Origin of the sequence: Roseiflexus sp. RS-1, assembly GCF_000016665.1 — a bacterium.
GTDB lineage: Bacteria > Chloroflexota > Chloroflexia > Chloroflexales > Roseiflexaceae > Roseiflexus.
In genome coordinates, this window is record NC_009523.1 from 1 (window position 1) to 26,900 (window position 26,900).

General features: G+C 59.5%; 25 protein-coding genes. 14 read left to right on the top strand and 11 right to left on the bottom strand.

Annotation, left to right across the window (positions count from 1 at the left end; translation table 11 throughout):
- Positions 1 to 414 precede the first annotated feature (414 nt).
- The 3 genes from dnaA (at position 415) to ROSERS_RS00015 (ending at position 3,956) form a co-directional block, all read left to right on the top strand.
- Positions 415 to 1,860: a chromosomal replication initiator protein DnaA gene (gene dnaA, locus ROSERS_RS00005; protein WP_011954804.1), complete on the top strand. Its 1,446-nt coding sequence runs from the start codon at positions 415 to 417 to the stop codon at positions 1,858 to 1,860.
- Between the two features lie 160 nt (positions 1,861 to 2,020).
- Positions 2,021 to 3,196: a class II aldolase/adducin family protein gene (locus ROSERS_RS00010; protein ID WP_011954805.1), complete on the top strand. Its 1,176-nt coding sequence runs from the start codon at positions 2,021 to 2,023 to the stop codon at positions 3,194 to 3,196.
- Between the two features lie 46 nt (positions 3,197 to 3,242).
- The gene (locus ROSERS_RS00015; RefSeq protein WP_011954806.1) at positions 3,243 to 3,956 is read left to right on the top strand and encodes an SDR family oxidoreductase; all 714 of its coding nucleotides are present in this window, start codon (positions 3,243 to 3,245) and stop codon (positions 3,954 to 3,956) included.
- A gap of 45 nt (positions 3,957 to 4,001) precedes the next feature.
- Here the strand turns inward: ROSERS_RS00015 and ROSERS_RS00020 are convergent, their stop codons facing one another.
- The 5 genes from ROSERS_RS00020 to ROSERS_RS00040 form a co-directional block, all read right to left on the bottom strand.
- Positions 4,002 to 4,865: a hypothetical protein gene (locus tag ROSERS_RS00020; protein WP_011954807.1), complete on the bottom strand. Its 864-nt coding sequence runs from the start codon at positions 4,863 to 4,865 to the stop codon at positions 4,002 to 4,004.
- 587 nt (positions 4,866 to 5,452) lie between these two features.
- Complete coding sequence (locus tag ROSERS_RS00025) at positions 5,453 to 6,856, bottom strand: FAD-dependent oxidoreductase (protein WP_011954808.1); 1,404 nt, start codon at positions 6,854 to 6,856, stop codon at positions 5,453 to 5,455.
- A 178-nt stretch (positions 6,857 to 7,034) separates the two neighbouring features.
- Entirely contained in the window at positions 7,035 to 7,766 is a 732-nt protein-coding gene (locus ROSERS_RS00030) for an SCO1664 family protein (RefSeq protein ID WP_011954809.1), read from the bottom strand.
- A gap of 1 nt (position 7,767) precedes the next feature.
- The gene (locus ROSERS_RS00035; protein ID WP_041332586.1) at positions 7,768 to 8,280 is read right to left on the bottom strand and encodes a DUF3090 domain-containing protein; all 513 of its coding nucleotides are present in this window, start codon (positions 8,278 to 8,280) and stop codon (positions 7,768 to 7,770) included.
- A 33-nt stretch (positions 8,281 to 8,313) separates the two neighbouring features.
- Positions 8,314 to 9,039 (bottom strand): MSMEG_4193 family putative phosphomutase, encoded by a 726-nt coding sequence (locus ROSERS_RS00040; protein ID WP_011954811.1) that lies wholly within the window; start codon positions 9,037 to 9,039, stop codon positions 8,314 to 8,316.
- Between the two features lie 320 nt (positions 9,040 to 9,359).
- Here ROSERS_RS00040 and ROSERS_RS00045 point away from each other — a divergent pair, with 320 nt between their 5' ends.
- The 6 genes from ROSERS_RS00045 (at position 9,360) to ROSERS_RS00070 (ending at position 17,470) form a co-directional block, all read left to right on the top strand.
- Positions 9,360 to 10,886 carry a cryptochrome/photolyase family protein gene (locus tag ROSERS_RS00045; protein WP_011954812.1) on the top strand — a complete coding sequence of 509 codons (1,527 nt, stop codon included), beginning with the start codon at positions 9,360 to 9,362 and terminating at the stop codon, positions 10,884 to 10,886.
- 479 nt (positions 10,887 to 11,365) lie between these two features.
- Positions 11,366 to 13,084 carry a TolB family protein gene (locus ROSERS_RS00050; protein ID WP_198136339.1) on the top strand — a complete coding sequence of 573 codons (1,719 nt, stop codon included), beginning with the start codon at positions 11,366 to 11,368 and terminating at the stop codon, positions 13,082 to 13,084.
- 251 nt (positions 13,085 to 13,335) lie between these two features.
- Entirely contained in the window at positions 13,336 to 14,148 is an 813-nt protein-coding gene (locus ROSERS_RS00055) for an FAD-binding domain-containing protein (RefSeq protein WP_011954814.1), read from the top strand.
- Complete coding sequence (locus tag ROSERS_RS00060; RefSeq protein WP_232282866.1) at positions 14,126 to 15,151, top strand: 1-acyl-sn-glycerol-3-phosphate acyltransferase; 1,026 nt, start codon at positions 14,126 to 14,128, stop codon at positions 15,149 to 15,151. The genes ROSERS_RS00055 and ROSERS_RS00060 overlap by 23 nt, the downstream gene beginning before the upstream one ends.
- A 79-nt stretch (positions 15,152 to 15,230) precedes the next feature.
- Positions 15,231 to 15,686, top strand: a complete 456-nt coding sequence (locus ROSERS_RS00065) for a hypothetical protein (RefSeq protein WP_011954816.1) — start codon at positions 15,231 to 15,233, stop codon at positions 15,684 to 15,686.
- A complete protein-coding gene (locus ROSERS_RS00070) occupies positions 15,683 to 17,470 on the top strand; it encodes an alpha-amylase family glycosyl hydrolase (RefSeq protein ID WP_011954817.1) in 1,788 nt (595 codons plus the stop codon). Before ROSERS_RS00065 ends, ROSERS_RS00070 begins: the two co-directional genes overlap by 4 nt.
- 601 nt (positions 17,471 to 18,071) lie before the next feature.
- On the opposite strand, the gene ROSERS_RS00075 is transcribed toward ROSERS_RS00070, so the two are convergent.
- The 3 genes from ROSERS_RS00075 to ROSERS_RS00085 all read right to left on the bottom strand — a co-directional run bounded on the left by ROSERS_RS00075 (position 18,072) and on the right by ROSERS_RS00085 (position 20,176).
- Positions 18,072 to 18,938, bottom strand: a complete 867-nt coding sequence (locus ROSERS_RS00075) for an SDR family oxidoreductase (RefSeq protein WP_011954818.1) — start codon at positions 18,936 to 18,938, stop codon at positions 18,072 to 18,074.
- Positions 18,939 to 18,953: 15 nt separating this feature from the next.
- Positions 18,954 to 19,379, bottom strand: a complete 426-nt coding sequence (locus ROSERS_RS00080) for a hypothetical protein (RefSeq protein ID WP_011954819.1) — start codon at positions 19,377 to 19,379, stop codon at positions 18,954 to 18,956.
- A gap of 89 nt (positions 19,380 to 19,468) precedes the next feature.
- The gene (locus ROSERS_RS00085) at positions 19,469 to 20,176 is read right to left on the bottom strand and encodes a TetR/AcrR family transcriptional regulator (protein ID WP_011954820.1); all 708 of its coding nucleotides are present in this window, start codon (positions 20,174 to 20,176) and stop codon (positions 19,469 to 19,471) included.
- A 113-nt stretch (positions 20,177 to 20,289) separates the two neighbouring features.
- Here ROSERS_RS00085 and ROSERS_RS00090 point away from each other — a divergent pair, with 113 nt between their 5' ends.
- The 5 genes from ROSERS_RS00090 to ROSERS_RS00110 all read left to right on the top strand — a co-directional run bounded on the left by ROSERS_RS00090 (position 20,290) and on the right by ROSERS_RS00110 (position 22,517).
- Entirely contained in the window at positions 20,290 to 20,595 is a 306-nt protein-coding gene (locus ROSERS_RS00090; RefSeq protein ID WP_011954821.1) for a hypothetical protein, read from the top strand.
- An 878-nt stretch (positions 20,596 to 21,473) separates the two neighbouring features.
- A complete protein-coding gene (locus ROSERS_RS00095; protein WP_011954822.1) occupies positions 21,474 to 21,662 on the top strand; it encodes a hypothetical protein in 189 nt (62 codons plus the stop codon).
- A complete protein-coding gene (locus tag ROSERS_RS00100; protein ID WP_011954823.1) occupies positions 21,659 to 21,970 on the top strand; it encodes a DUF4258 domain-containing protein in 312 nt (103 codons plus the stop codon). Before ROSERS_RS00095 ends, ROSERS_RS00100 begins: the two co-directional genes overlap by 4 nt.
- Entirely contained in the window at positions 21,970 to 22,200 is a 231-nt protein-coding gene (locus ROSERS_RS00105) for a YgiT-type zinc finger protein (protein WP_011954824.1), read from the top strand. Before ROSERS_RS00100 ends, ROSERS_RS00105 begins: the two co-directional genes overlap by 1 nt.
- Before the next feature lie 65 nt (positions 22,201 to 22,265).
- Positions 22,266 to 22,517 (top strand): hypothetical protein, encoded by a 252-nt coding sequence (locus ROSERS_RS00110; RefSeq protein ID WP_011954825.1) that lies wholly within the window; start codon positions 22,266 to 22,268, stop codon positions 22,515 to 22,517.
- Positions 22,518 to 22,551: 34 nt separating this feature from the next.
- On the opposite strand, the gene menE is transcribed toward ROSERS_RS00110, so the two are convergent.
- The 3 genes from menE to menD form a co-directional block, all read right to left on the bottom strand.
- The gene (gene menE / locus ROSERS_RS00115; RefSeq protein ID WP_011954826.1) at positions 22,552 to 24,036 is read right to left on the bottom strand and encodes an o-succinylbenzoate--CoA ligase; all 1,485 of its coding nucleotides are present in this window, start codon (positions 24,034 to 24,036) and stop codon (positions 22,552 to 22,554) included.
- Positions 24,033 to 24,896 (bottom strand): 1,4-dihydroxy-2-naphthoyl-CoA synthase, encoded by an 864-nt coding sequence (menB, locus tag ROSERS_RS00120; RefSeq protein WP_011954827.1) that lies wholly within the window; start codon positions 24,894 to 24,896, stop codon positions 24,033 to 24,035. Before menB ends, menE begins: the two co-directional genes overlap by 4 nt.
- 166 nt (positions 24,897 to 25,062) lie before the next feature.
- Positions 25,063 to 26,814, bottom strand: coding sequence for a 2-succinyl-5-enolpyruvyl-6-hydroxy-3-cyclohexene-1-carboxylic-acid synthase (gene menD, locus ROSERS_RS00125; RefSeq protein WP_011954828.1), 1,752 nt, complete (start codon positions 26,812 to 26,814; stop codon positions 25,063 to 25,065).
- Between the last annotated feature and the right edge of the window lie 86 nt (positions 26,815 to 26,900).

Consider the following 26,900-nt stretch of genomic DNA (forward strand, 5'->3'; position numbering starts at 1 on the left):
TTTCCACATTATCCGGGATGTTATCCACAAAATTGTGGATAACATCCTTCCATTGTATGAATCGCCGTATTGCCCATAAACAAGCGATAACAATCCCTCAGGATCGACCCTTCGTCCAGAGTTATCCACGATTCTGATCACCGTTGCTCGACATAGCAAAGAGGCGACGTGCGGGATCTCACAATCACGACCGCAGATCGGAGAGCACTTACTATAAGGAAGTGCGATAACCGGAAGCCTTCTTTCGGCTTGAAAAGTACGAAGGCATGGGGTATGATCGGTGGCACAAGAAACGCTTGCACGAAGGACCTCTGGCAAGGAAAGCGTCATCTGTGTCCATCGCATATATGCCGCACTGGAGTCCAAAGGTTGTACTCCAGGGGGATTGTGTTTGCCAACAACAGGGGGGTTGCAGTGAACCTCACCAAAGTCTGGAATACAACACTGGGATCGCTCCAGGTTCAACTGCCGCGCCACGAGTACAACACGTGGGTACGCGGCGCCACCCTGCTCGAGATCGACAATGGCGTGGCGATTGTTCGCGCGCCGAACGCCTTCATCAAAGAAGGGTTGGAAAGCCGATATCTCGCCACTCTCCGCGAACAGTTGGGATCGGTGGTCGGCTTTCCGGTCGATGTGCGCGTCGTCCTGGCATCGCCCGACTTCGAGCGCTTCGATGGCGCACCACACAACGGGCGATCCACGGAGAACGAGACGCGCAGGACTGCACAAAGTTTACCGTTGCAGCCGGGCAGCTCCAGCAATGGCGTGAACCATCCGCTCGAACGGACGCCGCCACAGCAACTCGAATTACATCGGGCGGTGCGTTCCAGCATGCTCAATCCGCGGTATACCTTCGACCGCTTCATTATCGGACCAAGCAATCGCCTGGCGAATGCCGCGTGCATGGCGGTGGCGGAACATCCGGCGCAGGCGTACAATCCGTTGTTCCTCTACGGCGGCGTGGGATTGGGGAAAACGCACCTCCTGCACGCCATCGGCAACTTCGTGCTGGACCGCGACCCGGAGGTGAATGTGCTCTACGTCTCTTCCGAGACGTTCACCAATGACCTGATCAACTCCATTCGCCGCCAGCAGACGGAGGAGTTTCGCATTCGTTACCGCAATATCGATATTTTGCTTATCGACGATATTCAGTTCATTGCGGGCAAAGAGCAAACCCAGGAAGAGTTTTTTCATACCTTCAACACACTGCATTCTGCCGGGAAACAGATCGTCATATCGTCAGACCGATCGCCCAAGGCGATCCTGACGCTCGAAGAGCGCCTGCGCTCACGCTTTGAGTGGGGGTTGATCGTCGATGTGCAAATGCCTGATCTGGAGACGCGCACAGCAATTCTGCGCGCAAAAGCGGAGCAATCACCGGTTCCGGTACCCCAACCGGTGATCGACTTCCTTGCCCAGCGCATTCAGAGCCATATTCGCGAACTGGAAGGATGCCTCAATCGGGTGACAGCATTTGCGCAAATGTATAATGTTCCGGTGACCATCGAGGTGGCGACCGCAGCACTGAGCGAACTGCTCGACACCAACCGGCGCAAACGGGTGACCCCCGATGCCATCCTGCGCGAAGTCGCCGCATTCTACAGCGTCGATCTGCGTGCATTACAGGGGCGCAGTCGTAGTCGCAATATCGTCATTCCCCGTCAGGTGGCGATGTATCTTCTCCGTGAGGAAACCGACTCGAGCCTGATGGAAATCGGTCAACTGCTCGGCGGGCGTGATCACACGACCGTTATGTATGGTTGCGAGAAGATCACCGAAGAACTCAACTCGGACGCGCGCCTGCGCCAGGAAGTTGCGACGATTCGCGAACGCCTGCTGCACAGCGCCGGATAAACAGAGCCTGTCCAGCTTATCTGCCAGGGGAGTAACCGCAGCATGCGCTGGACAGGCTCTGCTGTTTGACAGAGACGCCTCATGCGGCTATGCTTGCATAAGATACGGTGAAGACCAGACGGCTGCACGAAACGTTGCACCATGTATTCGAGGAAGTGCCATGCATCAGGATACCTGGACGCCGTTGATGGGGCCGAGTCTTGCCCCTGACGAGCATCTGACCTTTACAACTGCTGGAAACACCCGAAGCGCATTCGTTCTCTGGTTTGCGCAGGGGTTAAGCGCGGCGCTGGAACGCCACGGACATGCGTTCATCGCGCCCGACGCCCCTACAGACGATGAAGCTCCTGAATCACCGCCTGCACGCCTGGTGTTGAACCTGTGCGATCTTGATCGCCCACGACCGATCCATCGCCGTGGACAGGGCACATTTGTTGTGACCATTGTTGAGGGGGAAGACAACCAGCGTGATGTGATGAAAGCGGCGTATCCGCTGATTGTGCGCTCGCTGGCAAACATGGTGATTTACAACACGCGCATCGATGGCGTGCTCGAAAGCCATTTCGTCACCATCGAGCAGGGGCACTACACGGTGCGACTCGAAGGTGACGAGCAGACATTCTTCGATCAGATCTATCGGCGCATTCAGCCACTGGCGTGCAGTCATCTGGTGATCAACAACAAGTTCACGCCCGACCTGCCGGATTATCTGTGGGAGGGCGATGAAGCCACACGCCAGATCAGTTGGGCGGGGCGGCAACTCGATGGGATGGGCCTGCTGCCAGCGGCAATCCCGATCCACGAATACCTTTCGGAGCGCGAACTGCGCCACGTCAGGCGATTGTACGGCATTGGCGGTCTCAGTTATGGCAACCTCAGCGCCCGCGCGCTCCACAACCCGGATTATTTCTGGATGTCGGCATCGGGGGTTGACAAGAGCCGCCTTGAGGTGGTGGGGCGCGACATTCTGCTGGTCACCGGGTATGATCCACAAAACCTGCAGATCAACCTGAGCGTGCCGCCACATATCGAGCCGCGTCGTGTTTCGGTCGACGCCATCGAGCACTACATGATCTATCGCGAGCATCCGCAGGTGCAGGCGATCATTCACATCCACGCCTGGTGGCGCGATCCCATTCCTTCCACACAGGTCAACTATCCGTGCGGCACCTACGAACTTGCCGCCGAGGTAGCGGAACTGGTGCGTCAGGCGCCCGATCCGTCACGCGCGGTGATCGGCTTGAAAAATCACGGACTGACCATCACCGGTCATTCGATCCCGGAGATTTTCCAGCGTATCGAGGGGATGATCGTCCCGCAGGTGCCCATGTCGTAACCGACAGAATGAAACAGGTGCAACACAGAGGAAACCGATAAACGCTATGCTCGAAGGAAAGATTGCAATTGTAACCGGCGGCGCCGGGGCGCTTGGCAGCGCCGTGGTGCAGACGTTGCTCGACACTGGCGCGACGGTGTGGGTTCCATACATTAATCCGTCTGAATTCGACCATCTGCGTCAGCGTCTCGGCGCCCCCGCCAGTACGCGACTGGATGGCAGACTGCTGGACCTGACCGACGAAACAGCGGTGCAACAGGCGTATGCTCAGGTTGCCAGCGCCCACGGCGGCATTGATATCCTGGTCAATGTTGCAGGAGGGTTTGCTGGCGGTGAACCGGTGCACCGCACATCCTGGGCGCTCTGGCAGCAGCAACTGGACATCAATCTCAAAACGGCGGTTATCTCATGCGCTGCAGCGGTGCCGCATATGCTGGCGCGTGGCGGTGGAGCGATTGTCAACGTCAGCAGTCGCACCGCAACGCAAAGCGCCAGGAATGTCGCTGCGTATGGCGCTGCCAAACGCGCGGTTCTCCAGTTGACCGAGGCGCTCGCTGCTGAACTGCGCGACTCGAACATCACTGCGAATGCCATTCTGCCCAGCGTGATCGACACCCCCGCCAATCGCGCCGCCGATCCCAAAGCTGACCATAGTCGCTGGGTCGCGCCAGAGGCGATTGCACGCGTCGTACTGTTCCTCGTCGGTCCCGATGCGCGGATCATCAGTGGCGCTGCGATCCCGGTGTATGGGAGAGCATAAACCCTGCTGGGGGATTATGAATATTCACTACCAAATAAGAAGGCGCTAACGCAGGCGCGCCACAGCCGTAACGATCAGCAGCGCCATCCACAACCCGATCAACAGCAACTGCAACACGGCGCCGCTCAGCAGGGCAATAACGCCAAACCCAAAGAGCGGCAGCGCACCCAACCCCAACCCGACGCCGACCGACGCCTGCATTGCGCGTCCGCGCTTGTGCGTCAACTGCTCGACGATGCGCACCGTCAGCGCACCCATGAGCGGAGCGGACATCATTGCCAGGAACAACCCCAAAAACGGCACACCGGCAAGCGCCACGACCAGAATCGAACCGATCAGCGCAGCAAAAAACCCAATCACCACACCGATCAGCATGTGCGAAAGTTCCGCCTGGTAGTGCGGCGGGCGGCGCGCCTTGCGGCACTCCGGGCACAACTGGCCAACGGGGGTCATCTGCGCGCACGAGCCGCAGATCGGGCGGTTGCACTGCACGCAGCGCAAACCGGTCTCACGGTCGGGGTGGATGTAGCAGTACGCCACATCGACAGTTGTGGTCGGCGGTTCCGGGGCGGAGAGCAACGGCGAGGCATTACCGCTTGCGTGTTGTTCCTGGCGACGGTGTGAAGGTGCAATCTGCAACCCTTCCGCAATCAATTTTTCGACATACGCCAGACTATCTGCGGCTTCGGTATTGGTCGGGTCGAGCGCCAGCACGCGCTGGAGATAGTCGCGCTTTTCGGCAAGGATCGGAACGACGCTGCTCAAACCGAGCCACGCTTCGGGATTCTCGCTGTCGAGTTCAGTGGCGCGGCGAAACCGGGCGCGCGCCGTAAACGTATCGCCTGCCAGCGCGGCTGCTCGTCCTTCGGCGATCAACTGCTGCACTTCGGTAGCGGTCGATTCGGTCATGGGTTCCCCGGTCGCCTGCATAGGTTTCTCTTTCTGTATGAATTATACCCCGGAAGCGGATGTTTCTCTCAACACGTCTCTTCTGCGTCTGCGCGGTGCACGCCTTCTCCTACGAGGGGAAAAGGGGGATCCTTTTATATCGATGTTCTGTCCTGCCCCTGAACCCATCGATAGCGGTCACTTTATGGTACGTCCGCTTCGACCGGTATGATGCATCGCAAACATAAGGATTCGGTGAGGAAAGTATGCCATCCAGGAGACGGAAGGGGAGCATAGTCGCGTCGAAGGAAGCAAGATTTTCGTTCGTAGTATTTGACTGGTCTCAGCGCGCTGCGCACAGCGCCGGTCGCATGGCGCCAGAAAGCCAGGGAATGATCCCTGCGTCCACTGCAAAAAGGTATGTCATCGCTGAGGCGCAGCGTTCGCAGCGGCGGATTCCATAGCGAGTCACGCACACGCATGCTTCACCATGCATCCATCATGGTTCGTTTGTAGGGTCCTCTGTGCCCTCGGCGTCTCAGCGGTGCGTTTTGCAGCGAAGTCATCCCTGGCTTTCGACGGCGAGCATTGAGCCTGATGTACACGTGTTACGACGATGTTCCGCGAATAACCTCCAGCATTTCGGGAACGGTGGTCACCTTGACGCGCGGGCGACCCTGTTCGGCGCCACGCGCCGTTTCATACGCATCGAGCCGCTTCCAATCTGCGTAGGTGACGAAATCGGGTTTACGAACGCGCAGCAACTCGACGATGCGCTGCGGATCGCGGTTTTCGTCGGGAATGCCAGGCAATTTCGGCAGGTCTTCAACCATAGCTGCCACAGTGGCAACGGCGTCCGGTTTGTTGGTGCCAATCACGCCAGATGGACCACGCTTCGCCCAACCCACCACATACTCACCCAGAATGACCGCATCATCGCGCGGACGAATGACCCGACCGTTGACATTCGGAATAATGAACGACCCTTCCTGAAATGGCACTCCGGGCAACGGTACTCCGCGATACCCGACCGACCGCAGTACCAATCCCGCTTCGATAGTATCGTAGACGCCAATGCCCTTTGCCCGCAGACCGCCGTTCTTATCGACCACCAGTTCGTTGCGCTCCACCTTCACCCGCACCACCCGACCATTCTCGCCGATCAACTCGACCGGTGATGTCAGGAAACGCATCCGAATGCGGCGCGGGGCGTTATGAACCGTGCGCGCGGCGAACGAGCGCAGAATTTCAACATTGCGTGCCGCCGACTTGTCCTCCTTCACATGCTCGGCGCTCATCGGGTCGAGTTCCAGGTCGGCAGGATCGACGATCACATCAACGCCGTCCAGTTCACCGAGTTCTTTGATCTCCGCATTGGTGAATGCCGCCTGCGCCGGTCCGCGGCGCCCCAGCATCACGACTTCGCGCACCTTGCTCTGCCGCAGCGCCTCCAGGGCATAATCGGCAATATCGGTCTTCGCCAGTTTGTCAGGGTTGGTCACCAGAATGCGCGCCACGTCAATGGCCACATTGCCATTGCCGACCACAACGGCGCGTTCATGCGAAAGATCGAACGTCCAGTTGCAATAGTCAGGATGCCCGTTGTACCAGCCGACAAACGCCGTCGCCGGGTAACTGCCGATCAGGTCTTCGCCGGGAATGCCCATGCGCCGGTCAGCCGGCGCACCGACAGCGTAGACAATCTGATCGTAGAACTGTTTCAGGTCTTCGTGGGTGATGTCGGTACCGAAGGTTACGTTGCCGAAGTAGCGCACGCGGGGATCGGAAGCGATGCGATCATAAATGCGCGTTACCGACTTGATCGACTGATGGTCGGGTGCGACGCCTTCGCGCACCAGTCCATACGGTGTTGGAAAGCGATTGAACATATCGATCAGGACAACGATGTTCGACTGTTTGAGCAACGCCTCGGCGGCATAGAACCCGGCGGGGCCAGCGCCAACGATAGCCACGCGCACAGGGCGTCCTTCAGTTCCCAATTGTGCATCCACGCTCCAGGCTCCCTTTCTTCAAGAACTCAATCGAGGGCGCGGCTCAACACCCATCGGCGGCCGCGTCATCGTCGGTCGCACGTCGTGATTGTGATGGATGGAACAGGTTGAGCGAAATTATACCACACCCGCAGGAGTGCTTGATCGTTCATTTGGCGAGGAAAGGAGGGGGAACACCCTAGACAGGAGGCCAGGGAATATGGCGTGCAGCGCCGGGATCGGGGTAGCACCCGGTTTCGATCAGGCGGTCGAGGCGGCGGCGGAAGGCGCGCACCTCTTCGGGAGCGAGCAACCCTTCGAGTGCGCGGATGAACCGCCTGCCGTTGCGAACATCTTCACGCAATGCGCGCAGGTCTGCCATGATCTCTTCACAGATCGGTTCGCCAGCGTAGTCCCAGAGCACGGTTCGCAACTTCGGTTCGGCGTGAAAGCAGATACCGTGGTCAATCGCCCAGAGGCGTCCATCCGTTCCCTTCAAACAATGGCCGCTCTTGCGATCGGCATTGTTCGAGAGGATGTCGAAGGCGGCCAGGCGCGCGAGTTGATCCTCGTAGCCGCCCTCCTTCTGCATGGTGAACAGATGCGCATCCTGGTCGCAGTCGATATACAACTGCACCGAGCCATAGCCATACGGACCATCCCGCAGAACGGTCGGCGGCACAAGCGACCAGCCGAGGGCTTCGCTGAGCAGGAAGGCGGCGAACTCCCGTTGACACAACGTACCGCGCGGAAAATCCCATAGCGGGCGTTCGCCGCGGCGTGGCTTGTACACGGCAAGCCCCTGCAGATCGCCGTCGCGCACAGTGACGAGCAGCGTATAGTTACTGCTCCAGGGCATCATGCCCTGGACTTCCATTTCGCCTTTCGCCAGCAGCGCCAGCACGTCGCCGACACTCAACTCTGTGCTCATATCAATTCATTTGCGGGCAGAAGTGACCGCCGGGATCGATTGGACGGCCACAGTTGCCGCAGATCTTTCGCCCACGGGCAACCACGCTCGCCGCGTGTTCACTCAAAGCGCGCATTTGCTGACGCGATGCACCGAAACGTGCCGTCGGCGGCTCATCATCTTCGCCGTCCTCACGGTACCCCTGCATCACCAGAATGACCATATCGCGTTCAGCATCGTACCCGATCCCCATCTGAGCAATACGAAAACGCGGTTCGATCGGTTCTTCCAGGTTCATATCGCTCGCCAGAAGCAGATCGTCGGAAGAAGAGAGGAGCGGATTCTTCTCTGCCAGTTCTTCGAGCAGGCGATCGATTGCCTGAGCAAGCGCCCGAACCTGTTCCTTCTCCGCAATGAGTGAAACCAGTTCGCGCCCACGGCGCGCCTGGATGTAGAAGACGCGCTGCCCCGGCGGACCAACTGCGCTTGCCGTAATGCGCGTCACCGGGTCGAGATCATACGTGAACTTTGCCATAGCCATACGCCAGTACAACCACGTTGCACACCACTACGCCGATGTTGGCGAGCCGGTTGTCTTTTCTGCCGACGCCTCGACGCCATTCTCCGACGCCTGATCGGTTGGCGGCGCCGATCCTGCAGATGCCGGTTGCGTCTCTTCCGGTTTCGGCTTCAGATGTGACAGGGAACCGGTATCATTATACGCCAGCAATCGTGGCCCCATCCGGGTGAACCCGATGGCGGTCACCGAGCAGGGAGCGACTTCGAGCCGCTGGAACAGGTCGATGTGGATGCCGATATAGTACGCCGTCGCCAACCGAATGGCATCGGCATGCGACACAACCACGATCAACCCTTTCGGGTGGCGCGCGCGCAGCGCATCGAGCGCAGTCACGATCCGCATCTGCGTTTCGCCCAGCGTTTCGCCGTTCGGGAAACGGGTGCCGCTGGGGTAATGCTGGATGCCGGGCCACAACTCGTGTTTGTACAGTTCCTTGAGTTCGGCGCCCTGCCACTCGCCGTAGTCCACCTCTTGCAGCGCCTCGACCAACCGGATCGAGAGACCTCGCGGCGCAGCAATCGCCTCGGCAGTTTCGACGGTGCGATCCAGCGGGCTGGAATAGATCGCGTCGATCGGCAGGTCTGCCAGGCGCGCCGCCAGATTGGCTGCCTGACGCCGCCCTTCTTCGTTCAGGCGCACTCCGGGGAGACGACCGGCAAGCCGACCGTACACCATGTCGTTTGCGCCGTGACGAACCAGTAAGAGTACTGTCACGCTTTTACCCTCGTCAACATTTCTCATAGTACTATACCATATTTCACTGGCGCTTCAAAGACTCGCCTGAAAAGGAAGTGTTCACATTTCTCCTGGGGGCAGGGGCATCTTGCCCTCGCAGGCGCGTGTGCCACCCCAGGTGTGAACAGTTCCCCCAAAACGTCTCAGGCGTTGCACCATGAAATGCCAGGATCGGATGGGCTCATGGTTGCAGCATTTCCGCAGCACGCGCGATACACCGCCAGCGCTGCCCCGGCATCCACCGGTTTTGCGCAGACGTATCCCCTTCTGAAGGTCGGTTTTCGTCTTGCACGATTGAGATGAGTGATACGCCGGTCACAGTCTGGATTCCTGGCGACCAGTTGCTGCGTGCGCACCCGGCGATTGAGGCGGCGGAGTCTCGTTCTGGTCGTCGAAATATCCGCATTGTCCTGGTGGAAAGCGATGCGCGGATAGCGCAGTTGCCCTACCAGCGCAAGAAGATCGTCCTGATCCTCAGTGCTATGCGCCACTACGCAGCAGCGCTGCGCGAGCGCGGGTACCTGGTCGATGAGGTGCGCGCGCCGTCATTTGCGGAGGGGTTGCAGCATCACGTTGCGCAGCATCGATCGCAGCGCCTGGTGACCATGGCGGCTGCCGAGTATGAGACGCGACGCTTCCAGCACGAAACCCTCCACGCCCTTCTTGGGATTCCGGTCGACGTACTCCCGAACACGCAGTTTCTTGTCGGTCAGTACGATCCTTTCCCGGCTATCGAGCCGTCGCAGCGCGTGATCATGGAGCGCTTCTACCGCGCGATGCGCCGCCGCTTCGCGGTGTTGATCGAACCGGACGGTTCGCCGACCGGCGGGGAATGGAACTTCGACCGCCAGAATCGCCGTCCGTTGCCCCGCACGGTTGCGCCGCCGCCGCCGATCACCTTCGAGCCGGATGCGATCACACGCCAGGTGATGACCGACGTCGATGCGCGCGGCAGCGGGGTCGGCACAGCAACCGGATTTGCGCTCGCCGTCACCCACGCGCAGGCGGAAGCGGCGCTCAACGACTTCATCACCAATCGCCTGGCGGCATTCGGACCCTACGAGGACGCCATGAGCGCCACGCATGATGTGGTGTTCCACTCAATGCTCTCGCCCTACGTTAATATCGGTCTGCTCGAACCGTTGCAGATGGTGCGCGCTGCTGAGGAAGCATACCGCACCGGCGCCGCCCCGATCCAGTCAGTCGAGGGATTCGTGCGCCAGGTCATCGGCTGGCGCGAGTATATCTACTGGCAGTACTGGCGGTTGATGCCCGCATTGCGCGATGCGAACGCCTGGAATGCGATGCGTCCGCTGCCGCGCTTCTTCTGGAATGGCGAAACCGACATGCGTTGCCTGCGCCATGTTATCAAGCGTGCAATTGCGACCGGCTACACCCACCATATCGAACGTCTGATGGTGGTCTGCAACTTTTGCCTGCTGGCAGGAATCCGCCCTTCAGAGGTCAATGACTGGTTCCTGGCGCACTACATCGACGCCTATGATTGGGTGATGCAGCCAAATGTGATCGGTATGGGGCTGAACGCCGATGGCGGGTTGACGGCGACCAAACCGTATATCGCTTCGGCTGCGTATATCAACCGGATGAGCGACTACTGCGATGGGTGTCGCTACAACCCGAAGCAGCGCGTCGGACCGGATGCCTGTCCGTTCAATACGCTCTACTGGAACTTTTTGATCCAGCATGAAACGACGCTCCGCGCCAATCCACGGCTTGGTCCGGCAGTGCTGGGGCTGGCGCGACTCGACGCTACCGAACGCGCAGCGATCATGCGCGAGGCTGCGGGGTTGGTGGAGGGGTTGTAGGGGTTTATAGCGGTTCTCAGATGCATTGAACCCTTGACCGGATTTCTGGAGCGTTCCATCTTCGCCTCCGGCGGGTTGATGAAGATTGAAAATTAAATCCGCTATACTGCGCTAGCCGTGGGGCTGAAGCCCTCGGCTAACCAGGGCAAAGCCCGCCTGCGCGGGCTACACCGGATTATTTATTCAAAGACCATAAGCCCTGGCTGAGGTCGGGCAAGCCCTGCGGGCTGGATCAACCCCGGTCCCCCCGAAATATGGCAAGGATAACCGAAACGCCAGCCCCGCAGGGGCTTCCATGCGCTCAGGGAGGGCTTGAGCCCGCACGTACTGCGGTCGTCCGACGAGGTTCAACCTCTATGAGAATTGCTATAGATATCAGAGTCTTGATAATGGTGATCCCTAAACTTTCTGTAACTTGACGAATTGACACTGTATATAATTATAATTTTCGATGCACAGTCTCGTTATTACTGATGACGATGGCTGATGAGCACGCATCATTTCAGGAGGTTACTGTGGTTTCTCTCAAAACCATTGCCCACTTTTGTTCAATGCTTTTGCTGCTGGCGTTGATACTGACACCGGCGGGGTCTGTTCGCGCTGCGCCGGGGAATACCATTCGTGTCTCAGTTGCTTCGGATGGAACGCAAGCAAATGGCGGGTCTTTCACTCCTTCCATCTCTGCCGACGGGCGCTATGTGGCATTTGCATCAATTGCTGTAAATCTGGTGAGTGGGGATACAAATGGCGTCCAAGACATCTTCGTTCACGACCGGCAGACGGGCCAGACGACTCGCGTTTCAGTCGCTTCAGGCGGAGCGCAAGCGAATGGCCCTTCATTTGATCCCTCCATCTCCGCCGACGGGCGCTATGTGGCGTTTGCATCGCTTGCCACCAACCTGGTGAGCGGGGATACGAATAACGAACAAGACATCTTCGTCCACGACCGGCAGACTGGTCAGACCACCCGCGTCTCGGTGGCTACAGGCGGAGGACAAGCCAACCTCGCTTCGTCTGATCCTTCCATCTCTGCTGATGGGCGCTACGTGGCATTTGAGTCGATTGCCAGCAACCTGGTGAGTGGGGATACGAACAATACTGGAGACATCTTCGTCCACGACCGGCAGACAGGCGCCACCACCCGTGTCTCTATCGGTCCGGGAGGCACGCAAGCGAATCGCGGGTCACTCGCTCCCTCTATCTCCGCTGACGGGCGCTATGTGGCATTTCATTCATCTGCCACAAACCTGGTGAGCGGGGTTACGAATGGCACCACACACATCTTCGTCCACGACCGGCAGACAGGTGCTACCACTCGCGTCTCTGTCGCTTCTGATGGAACGGAAGGGAACAGTGTATCAATTAAACCCTCCATCTCCGCCGACGGGCGCTACGTGGCGTTTCAGTCGATAGCCACAAACCTGGTGAGTGGGGATACGAATGGTACCCAAGACATCTTCGTTCACGACCGGCAGACCGGCCAGACCACCCGCGTCTCTGTCGCTTCTGATGGAACGGAAGGAAACAGTGGGTCAAATGATCCCTCCATCTCCGCCAACGGGCGCTATGTGGCATTTCAGTCGCAGGCTAACAACCTGGTGAGCGGGGATACTGGTTTCATCACAGACATCTTCATTCATGACCGGCAGACTGGGGTCACCACCCGTGTCTCTATTGCTTTCGACGGGACGGAAGCGAACAACGTGTCATCTGCTCCTTCCATCTCTGCCGATGGGCGCTATATAGCATTTGAGTCGAATGCCAGCAACCTGGTAGACGGGGATACGAATGGTACCCAAGACATCTTCGTTCATGATAGAGAAGACAACACTGCCCCCACTGTTGTCTCTATCACTCGCGCCGACCCGAACCCGACCAGTGCCGCCAGCGTGCGCTTCACGGTCACATTCTCTGAACCTGTGACTGGCGTGGACGCAAGCGACTTCGCCCTTACTACCACCGGCAGTCTAAGCGGCATGAGCGTCACGAGCGTCAGCGGTTCGGGCAACACTTACTCCGTCACGGTAAGCACCGGTACAGGCACAGGCACGCTGCGGCTGGACGTGATCGATAACGATACTATTATCGATGCAGCTGGCAATCCCCTCGGCGGTTCGGGTTTCGGCAATGGGAACTTCACCGATGGGGAGATCTACACCATCCAGAAGGCCATCTTTTTGCCTTTGATCGTTCGTTAGCAGTGTTTCTGGTGCAAAACTCTCGAACGGACTGCCTGAACAGGCGTCATGCTGAGTTTTGCACCAGGTCATCCGGCTCTTGGGTGGCGCCTTTACATTGCCATCTTATGAGTCTCGCGCAAGAAGAAAGGTTGTTTTGCCGCAGAGGCACACATAGAGCGCGCGTGGAGAAAACCGTGTCCAGGTTTGCTGACCCATCCACCAATTCGCTTATTGCGTAACGTATCGTTACCAATAGCAGGAAGTTGCCTATGTCCTCCAACATGCGCCGGGAGTTTGCCAGCCGCGATGAGTTGATCGCCTACCTGCGCCGTGAGTTTCCGCAGGCTGCGGCACGGAGCGGTGAGGTGAGCGCGATCCGTGGCGGACGGCAGGAAGCGGAGGTGCGCTTGCAGCGCATCGACCCGCGCCGCTACGCCGCCACACGCAACTACCTGAATGGTGCGGTCACCCATCTGTCGCCCTACATCCGCTATGGCGTGCTCAGTCTGGCGGAGGTGCGCGACGCTGCGCTCAGTCGGGTGCGCCGCCCCGCCGATGCTGCCAAACTGGTGAGTGAACTGGGATGGCGCGACTACTGGCAGCGGCTCTACGAACGCCTTGGCGATGATGTCTGGCGCGATCAGGAGCCATACAAGACTGGTTACCGCGCCGACGAGTATGCCGCCGAACTGCCGGACGACATCATTGAAGGGCGTACAGGGCTGGCATGTATGGACGCATTCAGCCGCGACCTGCGCTCCACCGGCTACCTCCACAACCATGCGCGCATGTGGCTGGCATCGTATGTGGTACACTGGCGACGAGTCGCGTGGCAGGCGGGTGCGCGCTGGTTTCTCGAACACCTGCTCGACGGCGACCCGGCGAGCAACAATCTGTCGTGGCAGTGGGTGGCGAGCACCTTCAGCCATAAACCGTACATCTTCAATCGTGAAAACCTGGAACGTTTTACCGATGGCGTCTACTGCCGCACATGCCCCCTCTACGGACGCTGCGACTTCGAAGGAACCCACGAGGCGCTGAACCGGCGTCTCTTTCGTGATGCAACCGACGCTGGCGGATGAATATGCGATGGGCTTTTATACACTGCGCAGAGAGCGCGATCCGGAACAACTCGATGCAGTCACCCGTCTGAATATTGAAGACCTGATCGCTTCGTTCAAACTCGACCGTATCCGGCGCGGTCGCCGCCTGCTGGAGTTGATCTGCTGGCTCCCTGCGCGCCGCTTTGCGCATCAGATCCTGGCGTATGAACAGATGGTCGGCTCGTGTGGTCTGCACGTCGGCGCATCGTGGATCGTGCATACCTTCGCCCGTCGTCTCGAAATCTATGGGGCAGAACTGGTTCCCCGGCGAGGTCCGCTGCTGGTGCTCTCGAACCATCCAGGGATGTCGGACGCGATGGCGCTGTTCACAGCGCTGTGCCGCGCCGATCTGAAGGTCATCGCCGCCGAGCGCAAACTGTTGCGTCTGCTGCCGAACATCAGCAGCCATCTGGTGTTCATACCGGAAGGCGAAGACGAAAGCCGCGGACGTATGAGCGGCATGCGCGCAATCGCGGCACATCTCCGACGCGGCGGCGCGGCGCTGATCTACCCTGCCGGCAGGATCGAACCCGACCCGCTGGTCATGCCCGACGCCATCGATGCTCTGGCGAACTGGTCGGAAAGTGTGACCCTCTTTGCGCGGCTGGCGCCGGAGACGCTCGTGTTGCCGGTCGCAGTCGGTGGAACGATTTCGGCTGCCGCACTGCGCAATCCGATACCGCGTCTCTACCGTAAACGGCGCGACCGTGAGTGGGCAGCGGCGACGCTCCAGGTGCTGATACCAGCATACCGACCGCCGGTGGTGCGCGTCGTTTTTGCCGAACCGTTCCAGGCTGCCGGTCTCGCAGAACTCGGTGGTCCACCCGATATTATGCGCGCCATCACCAGGCGCGTCGCCGATGCCATGCGGCGAATGCAGACGCCAGACCCGATGAATGTCATCCGGGCAGGTGATGAGTCAATCATCGAGCAACCGGCGCATCTGGCGTCATCACGCGAGCACATCGGTGCATGCAGGTGACGGGCACAGGAGCGAAGGGAACAGTCATACGGGACAGGCAGGCGGGGGCGGTTTTTTTGACGGAAAGAGGGAACACCTGATGACAACGCGCCAATTCACACGCCCGATTGTGTGGGTTCACGGTGACTGCCTGAGTCCGTATGGACCGGCGCTCACGGCGTATCCCGGCGCACCCGCGATCTGGGTGTGGGACGATGCCCTGCTCGAGGAGTGGCGAATCTCGCTGAAACGGATCGTCTTCATCTACGAGTGTCTACTGGATCTGCCGGTCGTCATCCGTCGCGGCGATGTGGCGACCGAAGTTCTGGCATTCGCCCGCGAGCACGCTGCCGATGGCATCGCAACCGCTTCGAGTCCCAGCCCGCGCTTCCGCGCGATCTGCAACCGTCTGCGCAGTGAATTGCCTGTCGCCGTTTTGCCGGTCGAGCCATTTCTGACGTATACTGGTCGCCTGGATCTCCGCCGTTTTTCACGCTACTGGGCAACGGCGGAGAAGTACGCCTTCGGGCAGAAGCCGCTGTTCGACGAACAATGAAAGCACCTGTTCTCGCGCTCTTCCTGAGCATTGTTCTCATCATTGCCGGTTGCGGCGCGTCACCTGCAACTGCGCCCCCAACTGCTGAGCCGACCGTCGCGCCTTCTGCGACACCGCTGAGCGAAGAGGCGGCGCTGCTCGCTACTATAGCAGCCAATGCGCCATCTCCCGCAGCAGCGACGCCTACCGTTCCACTGCCGACCACGTTCCCGACCATCACCCTCGGACCGACAGCCGAACCGCGTCCATTGCCGGAAGGATGGTGGGATACTGCGGTGTGCTACGAAATCTTCGTTCGCTCGTTCTACGATAGCAACGGCGACGGCATTGGCGACATCAATGGGTTGATCGAGAAACTCGACTACATCAACGACGGCGATCCAACCGGAGGCGATGATCTGGGCGCCACCTGCATCTGGTTGATGCCGGTGGCAGAAGCAGCGAGTTACCACGGCTACGATGTCATCGACTACGACGCCATTGAAAAAGACTATGGCACAAACGACGATTTCAAGCGTCTGATCGAAGCGGCGAACAGGCGCGGCATCCGGGTGATCGTCGATCTGGTGTTGAACCACACCTCCAGTGCGCATCCCTGGTTTCTCTCGGCGTTGAACGATCCATCATCACCCTACCGCGACTGGTACATCTGGTCGCCAGTTGATCCAGGTTACCGCGGACCGTGGGGACAACAGGTGTGGCACCGTTCGCCGGCGCGCAACGAGTACTACTACGGCATCTTCGTCGCCGAAATGCCCGATCTGAACTATCGCAACCCGGAAGTCGTCGCCGAGGCGGAGCGAATCGCCGCCTTCTGGCTGAATGAGATGGGGGTCGATGGGTTCCGACTGGATGCCATTAAACACATCGTTGAGAACGGTTCTGAGCAGGAAGGCACGCGCGAAACCCACGCCTGGATGCGTTCGTTCGAGGCGGCTATCGAGCGGATCAAACCGGGCGCGTTCACAGTCGGCGAAGTGTTCGGCGGGCGCGCTGGCTCGCTTGCTGCGTACTACCCCGACCAGCTCGACACCTACTTCGAGTTTGGCGTTGCAGAAGGGATCCTGCGCTCGGCGAACACCGGCGCGCCAGGACCATACCTCACCGCTGTGGAAGAAGCGCTGACACGCCTTCCCTACCAGCGCTGGGCGCCGTTCCTCACCAACCACGATCAGGAACGCGCCATGACTGTTTTTGGCGGCGATGTCGGCAAAGCGCGCGTTGCAGCAATTGCGTTGCTGACCCTGCCCGGTCTCCCGTTCATCTACTATGGCGAGGAGATCGGCATGACGGGCGCAAAACCGGATGAGCGCATCCGCACGCCGATGCAGTGGACCGGCGAACCCAGAGCGGGGTTCACGACCGGCACACCCTGGCAGGCGCCACAGAGCGACTTCACGACGGTGAATGTCGCTGCCCAACAAGCCGATCCCGACTCGTTGCTCAACCTGTATCGCACCCTCATCCGGCTGCATACCACCCGACCGGCGCTCGGCAAAGGCGATTTCACGCCTGTGAGCGCAACCGGCGGCGCAGCGGCTTTTCTCCGTCGCCACAACGACGATGTTGCACTGGTCGTCATCAACTTCAGCGCCAACCAGGTGTCGGGCGTTACCCTTTCGGCGGCGCGGAGCAATCTTGAAGCGGGTACGTACAACCCTGATGTTCTGTTCGGCAGCGGCAACCTCCAACCGCTGACCGTCGGCGCCGATGGATCTATCAGCGCGTATGCACTGCCCGATATTCCGCCACAAAGTGCGCTGATTGTCAGTCTTGTCAAGTGACAGCAGACGCAATCCGGTATGCGCCTCTTGCCGTCGGGCTGATGAAGATTGAGAAATAAATCCGCTATCCCGCGCTAGCCGTGGGGCTGAAGCCCTCGGCTAGCCAGGGCGAAGCCCGCCTGCGCGGGCTGGAGCGGATTATGTACTCAAAGACCATAAGCCCTCGGCTAGCCAGGGCGAAGCCCGCCTGCGCGGGCGAGAGCGGACATATGCGTCTGCAATCAACGGCGCGTTCCGCCTGTCGGTTTTAATCCGGTATGCGCCTCTTGCCGTCGGGCTGAAGCCCTCGGCTATGCAAGGCGAAGCCCGCCTGCGCGGGCTGGAGCGGATTATGTACTCAAAGACCATAAGCCCTCGGCTAGCCAGGGCGAAGCCCGCCTGCGCGGGCGAGAGCGGACATATGCGTCTGCAATCAACGGCGCGTTCCGCCTGTCGGTTTTAATCCGGTATGCGCCTCTTGCCGTCGGGCTGAAGCCCTCGGCTATGCAAGGCGAAGCCCGCCTGCGCGGGCTATGCGGAATAATGACTCAAAGACCATCATTTCGGTCTACACTCCGCCGGAAGCGGCCGTCTCGCGCGATACGGCAGACCCGGACAAGGGTCAACGTATCTGAGAACTGCTATAATTGCACAAATGCACACTGACATCCCACAGACGCCGCGCCAGGGCATCATCACGCGCAAGCGTCGACGGCTCGATGGGACGACATTTTGCGAAGTGTGCGCCTGTGACCCCGGCAACCTCAGGCGAGGTCGCAAGATACACCGACGTCTGCGCGCCCTGCTCAGGCGTTTGAGCAAACAGACGCATCCACACATTATGGACGAACCATCCCTGCACGCCAGTGTAGACGCGCGCAAAGTCAGTTTTCACCAGACCCGGCTCCAGGCTGTTGGCAGTCACGCCAGAACCGGATAGTCGCCGCGCCAGTTCGCGTGTGAACAGCACATTGCACAATTTCGACCGGAAATACGCCCGATCCATAGTATAGCCGCGTTCGAGATGGAGATCATCAAAATCGATGCTCCCCCACCGATGCACCAGCGACGATACGACGACAATACGTGATGGCGCACCAGCCTTCAGTGCATCCAGCAAACAGTGGGTCAAAAGAAATGGCGCTCCATGGTTGACGGCGAGCGTCATTTCGATGCCATCGACGCTGAGGGTGCGTTGCGGCAGTTGCAGTCCGGCGTTGTGGATAAGAACGTGAATGTGGGCATAGCGGGCACGAATATCGTCGGCTACCTGACGCACCTCGGCCTGCGACGACAGATCGGCGCGAAAGAGGTCAACCGGTGCAGAGGCGACGCGCTGCACCTCTGTCTGTGCCGCCTCGCCACGTGCGCGGTTGCGACAGATCATGACGACGGTGGCGCCCATCCGCGCCAGACCAAGCGCCGTGGCTTTGCCAATACCCGTGTTTGCGCCGGTGACAACGCAGACACGACCGGTCATATCGTTCATGGTTCGCCTCTTCGCTCATACGTTCACGATGCGCATCAGACCGCCAGGAAGCAGCGACATTCCGATAACCGCACACATCAACGCTCCGCTGACCGAGAACAGACTATTGCGCGCCCGCACCCTGACGGGAGCATCATCCCAGCGCAGAAACAGAAAACTGACGACGATGGCGAGGCAGGTTACGATGCCGTGAAGGATGCTCGTAAGCGGGAAAGCTGCACCCAGCGCGCCCAAACCGAAGAGCGCCACCAGACCCAGCACTCCCTGCACGGTCATCACAGCAGCGAATCCTGTCAGCAATACCCGATCGATCCCTCCACGCGCCTCGTTACGCACCCACACCCAGCCGCAGCGCACAAGAGCAGCAAGCGCCAGCGCCAACAGGATCCAGCGCCCCATTGAATGCCAGTTGTACGCCAGCAGCACCAGTTCACGAAGCATAGCGACTTCCTTTCCCCAGTAACAGTTTCAGCCATCTGAAAACGTTCTCCGCATCTCGTCGCGCAACGCGGGGGCGCTCCACGCCGGGATCAACCGGAATGATCATCTCTCCTGAAAAACTGCCGCTCGATGGACGCAATCTCGTACTCATAGAGCGCCTTGATGTCAGCGCCGAAGGGTGGCAGGTTCCCGGTGATCTGGAGTGACACCAGTCCATGCACCCGCGCCCAGATCAGCACCGCCACCGAGAGCGACAGAATATCAGCATCGCCGCCAAACAGTTTCCACTCTTCGAGGAGCGCCTCATAGCCTGGTATCAGAGGCGGGAAAGAGTCCGTCTGTAACGTTCCTGCCCGACGCGCCGCTTCCACCACGCTCACGAGTGCGCCAAACGCTCGCGCCGAAGCAGGAAAGACCTGATCCATCGGCGCTACATAACCAGGAATCGGTGCGCCAAAGATGAGTTGATAGCGCTGCGGATGCGCCAGCGCCCACTGACGATACGCACGCCCGATGGCGTACAGCCGCCCGATGAGATCATGCGGCGGGAAGGCGTCGCACGCAGCGATCTGCGCATCGCCCAGGGACGTGAAGGCATCGATGATCAACGCCGTCACCAGCGCATCGCGGTCGGGGTAGTAGTTGTAGATGGCAGGCGCAGTGATCCCCAGGGCGCGGGCAATGGAGCGCAGGCTCAATGCAGGAGCGCCATACCTGGCAATGTGCTGCCAGGCGGTTTCCTTGATCGCCTCCTGCAGATTGATACTGCGTTCGCCTTTGCGTGGTCGTGGGGACATGCGCCCTCAAAAACTAAACAGCGTACATTTACACTGTAAATATACATCGTTTATTTTTCTTGTCAAGAGCGAAATGCCGATCTATGCTACACTTTGTGCAGGAGAGAGGATCGATGAGCAATGCTGTACAACGTGGGGCAATCGCCGGTCTGATCACGGGCGCCCTGGCGCTTGCAAGCCTCCTGGCGCTTGCCATGCATTGTTTGCCGCTCCGCATCTCCGCTGTGATGCCCATGCCCTGGTACTGCGCCGATCCGGTGTACGGCGCGCTCGGGTTTCTGGCTTTCCCGGTGAATCTGTTGACGAATGATCTGGCGCAGGCAATCTGGCTCGCTCCGCTCTCCCTGATCACGTATATGCTGCTGGGGATAGCAATCGGATCAATGCTGAGAAAGGCTCGCTCGCCGGGTGAGTTTTGACGAGAGGGGTTGAAGGTTGAAGGTTGAAGGTTGAGCGGTGGGCTGTAGCTCTGTGTTCGGTTCAATGTGTACGTCACTATGGTATACTTCAAGCATACAGGCGTTGCAAGGGCAGAGGGTCATGCCATATTCCATTGAATATACAGAGAATGCAGGCGAAGATATTGCCTATTTTAATTGGAATGCAATGCCGATATAGGTAAGCAGAGGATTACTTTGCAGAATCTCTCTCCATTCTCTTAAAGTTTAGTGCTTTACATGGAAAAGGCGACCAAGCAGTGCTGATTTGAGGGCGCTATTCTAAAAAGACAGGGGAGAATCCAAGAAGCAAAGGACAAATTACTTCGGAGTCTGGAGATGAAGACAGAGATCAAAGATTACCCGCGATGCTATGAGCTATATAATTGGTTAGGAGAACTTATGGAAGTCAGCGCAAAACGTGTCCAGAACTCAGCTCATAATCTTACATTAGCGGATAACTACTACAAAGAATGTATCTCTCAGGCGCAAGTCTCAAAAAGCAGGCATTATTTTGCGCGCACCGCTCTTATTGGCCTCATCCGCGTCAAACACGCTCAGGGGGGCAATGCCGCCATTTCATCGCTGCCGGCGGAGGTGGAGCAACTCGCCCAGCAGTACGAATACAACGACCACCTGGCATCGCTGCGGCTCACGCAGGGGCATATCGCCTGGGAAGGCAACGCACCTGCGTGGGAGAACGGCTTTGACGCCGTGCTGCGCTACTACCAGCACGCTCTCATCTACGCCCTGCGCTACAACCGCTTTTTGCCGGATGAAGTCCTGAGCGGCCGCCCCAGGGCACGCCGTTGCGTCCCATCATCCCCGAATGCCTGCAGCGCGGCGAGGAAGGGCGGCGGATGCTCATCGTCCTGCGCGATTGGTGGCAGACGGGCACGAACGACATCGGCACGCCGCGCCCCGATACGATTTCACCCATCCCCGAAGGTATCGCGCTGCTCGAAGCCGAACGCATCGCCCGCGAGCGCGAGCCGGGAGACGGCTCGCTGCAGAAGAGTGTGGTGGAGCAGATTGAGGCAGTGCTGTGAAGACCATCGAGCAAATCTTGCGACAACTGACAAATGGCGAATTTGAGTTTACCCGCCATGCTCTGCGACGAGTCGTTGAGCGCAACATCAGCGAGAGCGAGATTCGTCAAGCGGCGAGAAATGGTCGTATCATTGAAGATTATCCTGACGACAAGTACTCGCCCAGTTGCCTGATATTGGGCTTTACTCAAGAAGGACGACCCTTGCACATTCAGGTATCGTATGCCGAAAACGAAAAAGTGAGAATCATCACTCTATACGAGCCTGATCCTGATGAATGGATAGAGTTCTCAAAACGGAGGTTGTAATGTTCAAGTGCCATGTCTGCGGTTCGACGGAAGGACAGGAGGCGCGTGTCCATGAAGTGTTTCACATTGACGGACAGTTCGTGCTGGTGGAAAACATTCCCGCCGTTGTCTGTCGCCGTTGTGGTGAGACCATTTTTAGCCGAGAGACGGCTGAGTCGGTGCGACAACTGGTACGCGGACAAGGCAAGCCTGTCAAGTCAGTGCGACTGGATGTCTTTGCGTATGCCTGAACAGCAATCAGCAACTCTGTGGCTATTGCTTCATCCTTCACCTTTTGTCATAAGGAGAGCCACCTATGTCCTCTCTTTCCGAGCACGACCGCGAACTGCAAACCTATTTCACCGATGTGGAGCACCTGCGCGAACTCTTCAAGCAGTGGCTCGCTGCGCCCACGTTGCCCAAACGGATGCTGGTCATTCACGGCGTTGGCGGCGTGGGCAAGTCGTCGCTGCTGAAGAAGATTTTGCCGATGAAATTGCACGAACACGGCAAAATGCTGCACTTATGGACCTCTTGCGCGATAGAGCGCAAGAGAAAAAGCGATTGACCTCCGAAGAAATGCGGAAGCGCCTTGGTCTAGATTAGTGTATCATCCCTTCCAGCAATTCTGCCACTGCCGCCCGGTGGATCTTCCCTGACGCGGTGCGCGGCAACTCGTCAACGACCCGGACGATGCGCGGTTGTTTGTAGCCTGCCAGCCGGGTGCGACTGAACGCCAGGATCTCGCGCACGTCCACGGCTGGATCGCGCAGTACGAGCACAGCGCCGACCTGTTGCCCCCACTCCGGTGAAGGAACGCCGACAACCGCAACATCGGCGACGGCTGGATGCTGACGCAGCACCTGTTCGATCTCAGCCGGGTAGATATTCTCACCGCCGCTGATGATCAGATCGCTGCGTCGCTGCACGACCCACAGATCACCGTCGGCATCGAGATAGCCGATGTCTCCCGTCGCAAACCAGGCGCCAGCGTCGAGCGGCGGTTCGCCGAGATACCCGCGCATCAGGGTCGGTCCGCGTATCAGAATGTCGCCGTAGACTCCGGGTGGTTGATCATGCCCTGCTTCATCGACGACACGCACGCTGGTGAATAGCAGCGGGCGTCCGACGCTGCCGGGTTTGCGCCGCACCTGTTCGGGCAGCGCTGTGGCGACCTGCGATGCCGCCTCGGTCAATCCATAGGTTGTGGCAAGCGCCCATCCTGCCTGTAACGCGCGTTTCAGCAGGTCGGGCGACGCGGCAGCCCCGCCGAGCAGCACGAGTCGCAGGCGTGGCGGCGGCGGTTCATCGCCGAACAGTTCCAGCAGGCGGTGGAGCATCGTCGGCACAAGTGAGATCAGCGTCACCGGCGCGGTTGTCATGCGATGGGCAATGGCTGCGGCATCGAAGCGCTGCCAGAGATCAACGGCGGTTCCGTAGAGGCAAGATCGCAGAAGAATGCTGAGTCCGCCGACGTGGTACAACGGCAGCACGCAGAGCCATCGATCATCGGGAAGCACGCCGATACGATAGGCTGATGCCATCGCGCTGGCGAAGAATGCGCCACAGGTCAGGACTGCGCCCTTGGGACTGCCGGTTGTCCCCGATGTGAAGATGATTGCGAAAGGCGCGTCGGGGTCGATCATACCCTCACGGAACGTTGCGGGATCGCCGGTCAACCGGTCAAGCGGCGTCAGGCGTGGGTCATCAATCGGATCGACGCACAGCAGTCGGGGCGCAGATGGCAGCGCCAGCGCTGTCGGCAGGGTGTCACGGTCGCAGAGCAGGAAGCAGCATCCGGCACTGCGCACCTGCATATCGAGTTCCACCGGTGTGAGCCGGGTGTTGAACAGCGCCAGCGTCACTCCGAGACGTGCTGCGGCATGAATCGCCAGCGCCGCTTCCAGACGGTTTGGCAACAGGATGCCCACCACATCGCCGCGCGACACGCCCCACGCGAACAGACGGGCAGCAAACTGCGCCGTCTGTTCGTTCAGTGCTCTGTAGGTCAGCATCGTCTCGCCGACGATCAGCGCCACCCCGTCGGGGCGCGCCTTCGCCTGAGCCGAGAGCCAGTCGGGCATCATGGTCGGCGGGGGAACTTCGAGAAATCGGGCTTGCGTTTCTCAAGGTAGGCTTTCCTGCCCTCGTTGCCTTCTTCGGTCATGTAGAAGAGCATCGTCGCATCGCCCGCCAGCACCTGGATGCCGGTCTGTCCATCCAGATCGGCGTTGAAGCCAGCCTTGAGGAAGCGGATGGCAATCGGACTCTTCTCAAGAATCTCCTGCGCCCAGCGTACCGCCTCATCTTCCAGTTCATCAACCGGCACCACCGTATTCACCAACCCCATCTCCAGCGCCTGCTGCGCGTTGTACTGGCGGCAGAGGTACCAGATCTCACGCGCTTTCTTCTGCCCGACAATCGCCGCCAGATAACTCGCGCCAAAACCGGCATCGAAACTGCCAACGATCGGACCGGTCTGTCCGAAGATGGCATTGTCCGCTGCAATCGTCAGGTCGCAGATCACGTGCAGAACATGCCCGCCGCCAATAGCGTATCCGGCAACAGCAGCGATCACCGGCTTGGGCATCGTGCGGATGTAGCGTTGCAGTTGCAGGACGTTCAAACGGGCGACACCCTGGTCGTCGACGTACCCCGCCTGCCCGCGCACTGTCTGATCGCCGCCGGAGCAGAAGGCGTATTTGCCATCCTTCGGGCTTGGACCGTTGCCGGTCAGAATGACAACGCCGACTTCCTGGTTGTGCCAGGCGCTCAGAAAGGCTTCGGTCATCTCGTCAATCGTTTTCGGACGGAACGCATTGCGGATTTCCGGTCGGTTGAAGGCAATGCGCGCAATGCCGCCGCCAACGTGAAAGGTGATGTCTTCGTACTCCTTCACCTCCGTCCATTCGACCAGCGATGAAAGTTTGGGGGTGAAACGTGTCATACTGCTGCTCCTCCTTATCATTCAGTTTTCTTTTTTGCGTCAGCGCATACCGGTCCTGATCCAGAAGAGTGTTCCAGATATGCGTCGATGCCGCACCTGCACGGTCGCGGTTCGACCTTCAACCATGCAGCGGTACGATCACACCAGTGTGCCAGATGCATATGTCCTACAACCCACGAACATCGGATGCTTTTGCAGACCGCATCAGAGCCGGACGACGGGCGAGATCGGCGCGCGCATCGGTGCGGAGTTCGATGATCGTTGCAGCGCGCGCCTCGATGCTCTCGCGGAAGGCGCGCCGGAATGCCTCGCGATCCCGCACCTGTACGTAGTCCAGACCATACATCTTCGCCGCGTGAGCAAAATGCAACCCATGCGGCGTCACGAAATAATCGGTAAACTCCGGCTCGAAGCGGTTGATCGGCAGACGATGAAAGATGCCGCCGCCATCGTTGTTGAGCAGCACGATCGTTATTGGAACGCCGCAACGTCGCACTGCCAGCAAGCCATTCATATCGTGGTAGAACGTAATATCGCCAACAATGGCTGCCATCGGCGTATCGGGTCGTCCCGCGCCGACGCCAAGCGCCGTCGAGATATTCCCATCGATGCCTGATGCGCCCCGGTTCGCAAAGGCATGGATACGCCGGGCGCCCGGTTTCCCGAACTGGTCGAGATGACGTACCGGCAGGCTGTTGCCGACGAAGAGCGCCGCACCTTCCGGCAGCAGACTCACAGCGTCGTAGACAGCAGCGCCGTCGAAATACGGTTCGTCGTTAAGAGCGGCTTCAACTGCCGACCAGACCTGCGCTTCCGCTTCCTCGAACATTTGTATCCATGCGCCCCGGCGCTCCTTCAGGTGCGGCAACAGCGCCCGAATGAACGCAGACTCATCCGCTGCGATGAAATGGCTCACCCGATGACTGTCATCCGCCCATACGCCGCCAGCGCGCACATGGATGACCGCCGACGGCGCAGCCGTGTCGAGATACTGGTTGAGCCACTTCGAGGTGGGAACCGCGCCGAACCGCACCACCACATCGGGGGGCGGAAACGAGTGTTCGCCGAAGAGGAATGTCTCGTACCCGCCAATCACGCCCGGATAGCCAAAACGGATCCCCGATACACCATCAACCAGCGCCGGGTAGCCGGTGCGATCCGCCAGTTCGCTCACCAGTGCGCCAAACTCCCCGCTGGGGCAGCGCGGACCGCAGACGATCAGACCGCGTTCGTGCTGCTGAAGGAGGGAGGCAATCTGTTCGATAACTGCTTCTGGCACTCCAGAGCGTGTCGCGGTCAGGCAATACGTGTAGGGCGCACCCGCCTGGCGTGGTTGTGCCGCGTCCGGGGGAGCGGTGATGTCTCCGGCGACCGGCGTCGGTTCGAGCGGTGGACGGAAGGGAAGGTTCAGATGCACCACTCCTGGCGGCTCACCGCCAGCGATCGCCATCGCTCGCGCCGCCAGCGTCCGCAGGGAGCGCACCACAACCGGCGGCGGGGTCGCTTCCGGCAGCGCCAGATCGACACTCCAGCGCACAAAGCCGCCAAACATTTTCACCTGATCGATGGTCTGGTTTGCGCCGCTGTCGCGCAGTTCGTGGGGGCGATCCGCTGTCAGCGCCAGCAGCGGCACACCCGCCTGGTGCGCCTCCACAATCGCCGGAAAGAAATTCGCCGCCGCCGAACCAGACGTGCAAACAACCGCAGCCGGCGTATCGGTCGCCAGCGCCAGACCGAGCGCAAAAAACGCCGCGCTGCGCTCGTCCAGGTGCGAAAAGACTTTGATTGCGGGATGGCGCGCGCATGCCAGCACCAGCGGCGTATTGCGCGAACCGGGCGCCAGGCACACAAAGCGTAACCCGGCGCGGGCAAGTTCATCCACCAGTGTCGTTGCGTAAAAAATGTTGCGATTGGTCATGGGTGAGAACCAGGAACCGATAGCCAATAGCCGATAGCCAATAGCCGATAGCCGATAGCCGATAGCCGAGAACTGAGCGCCAGGAA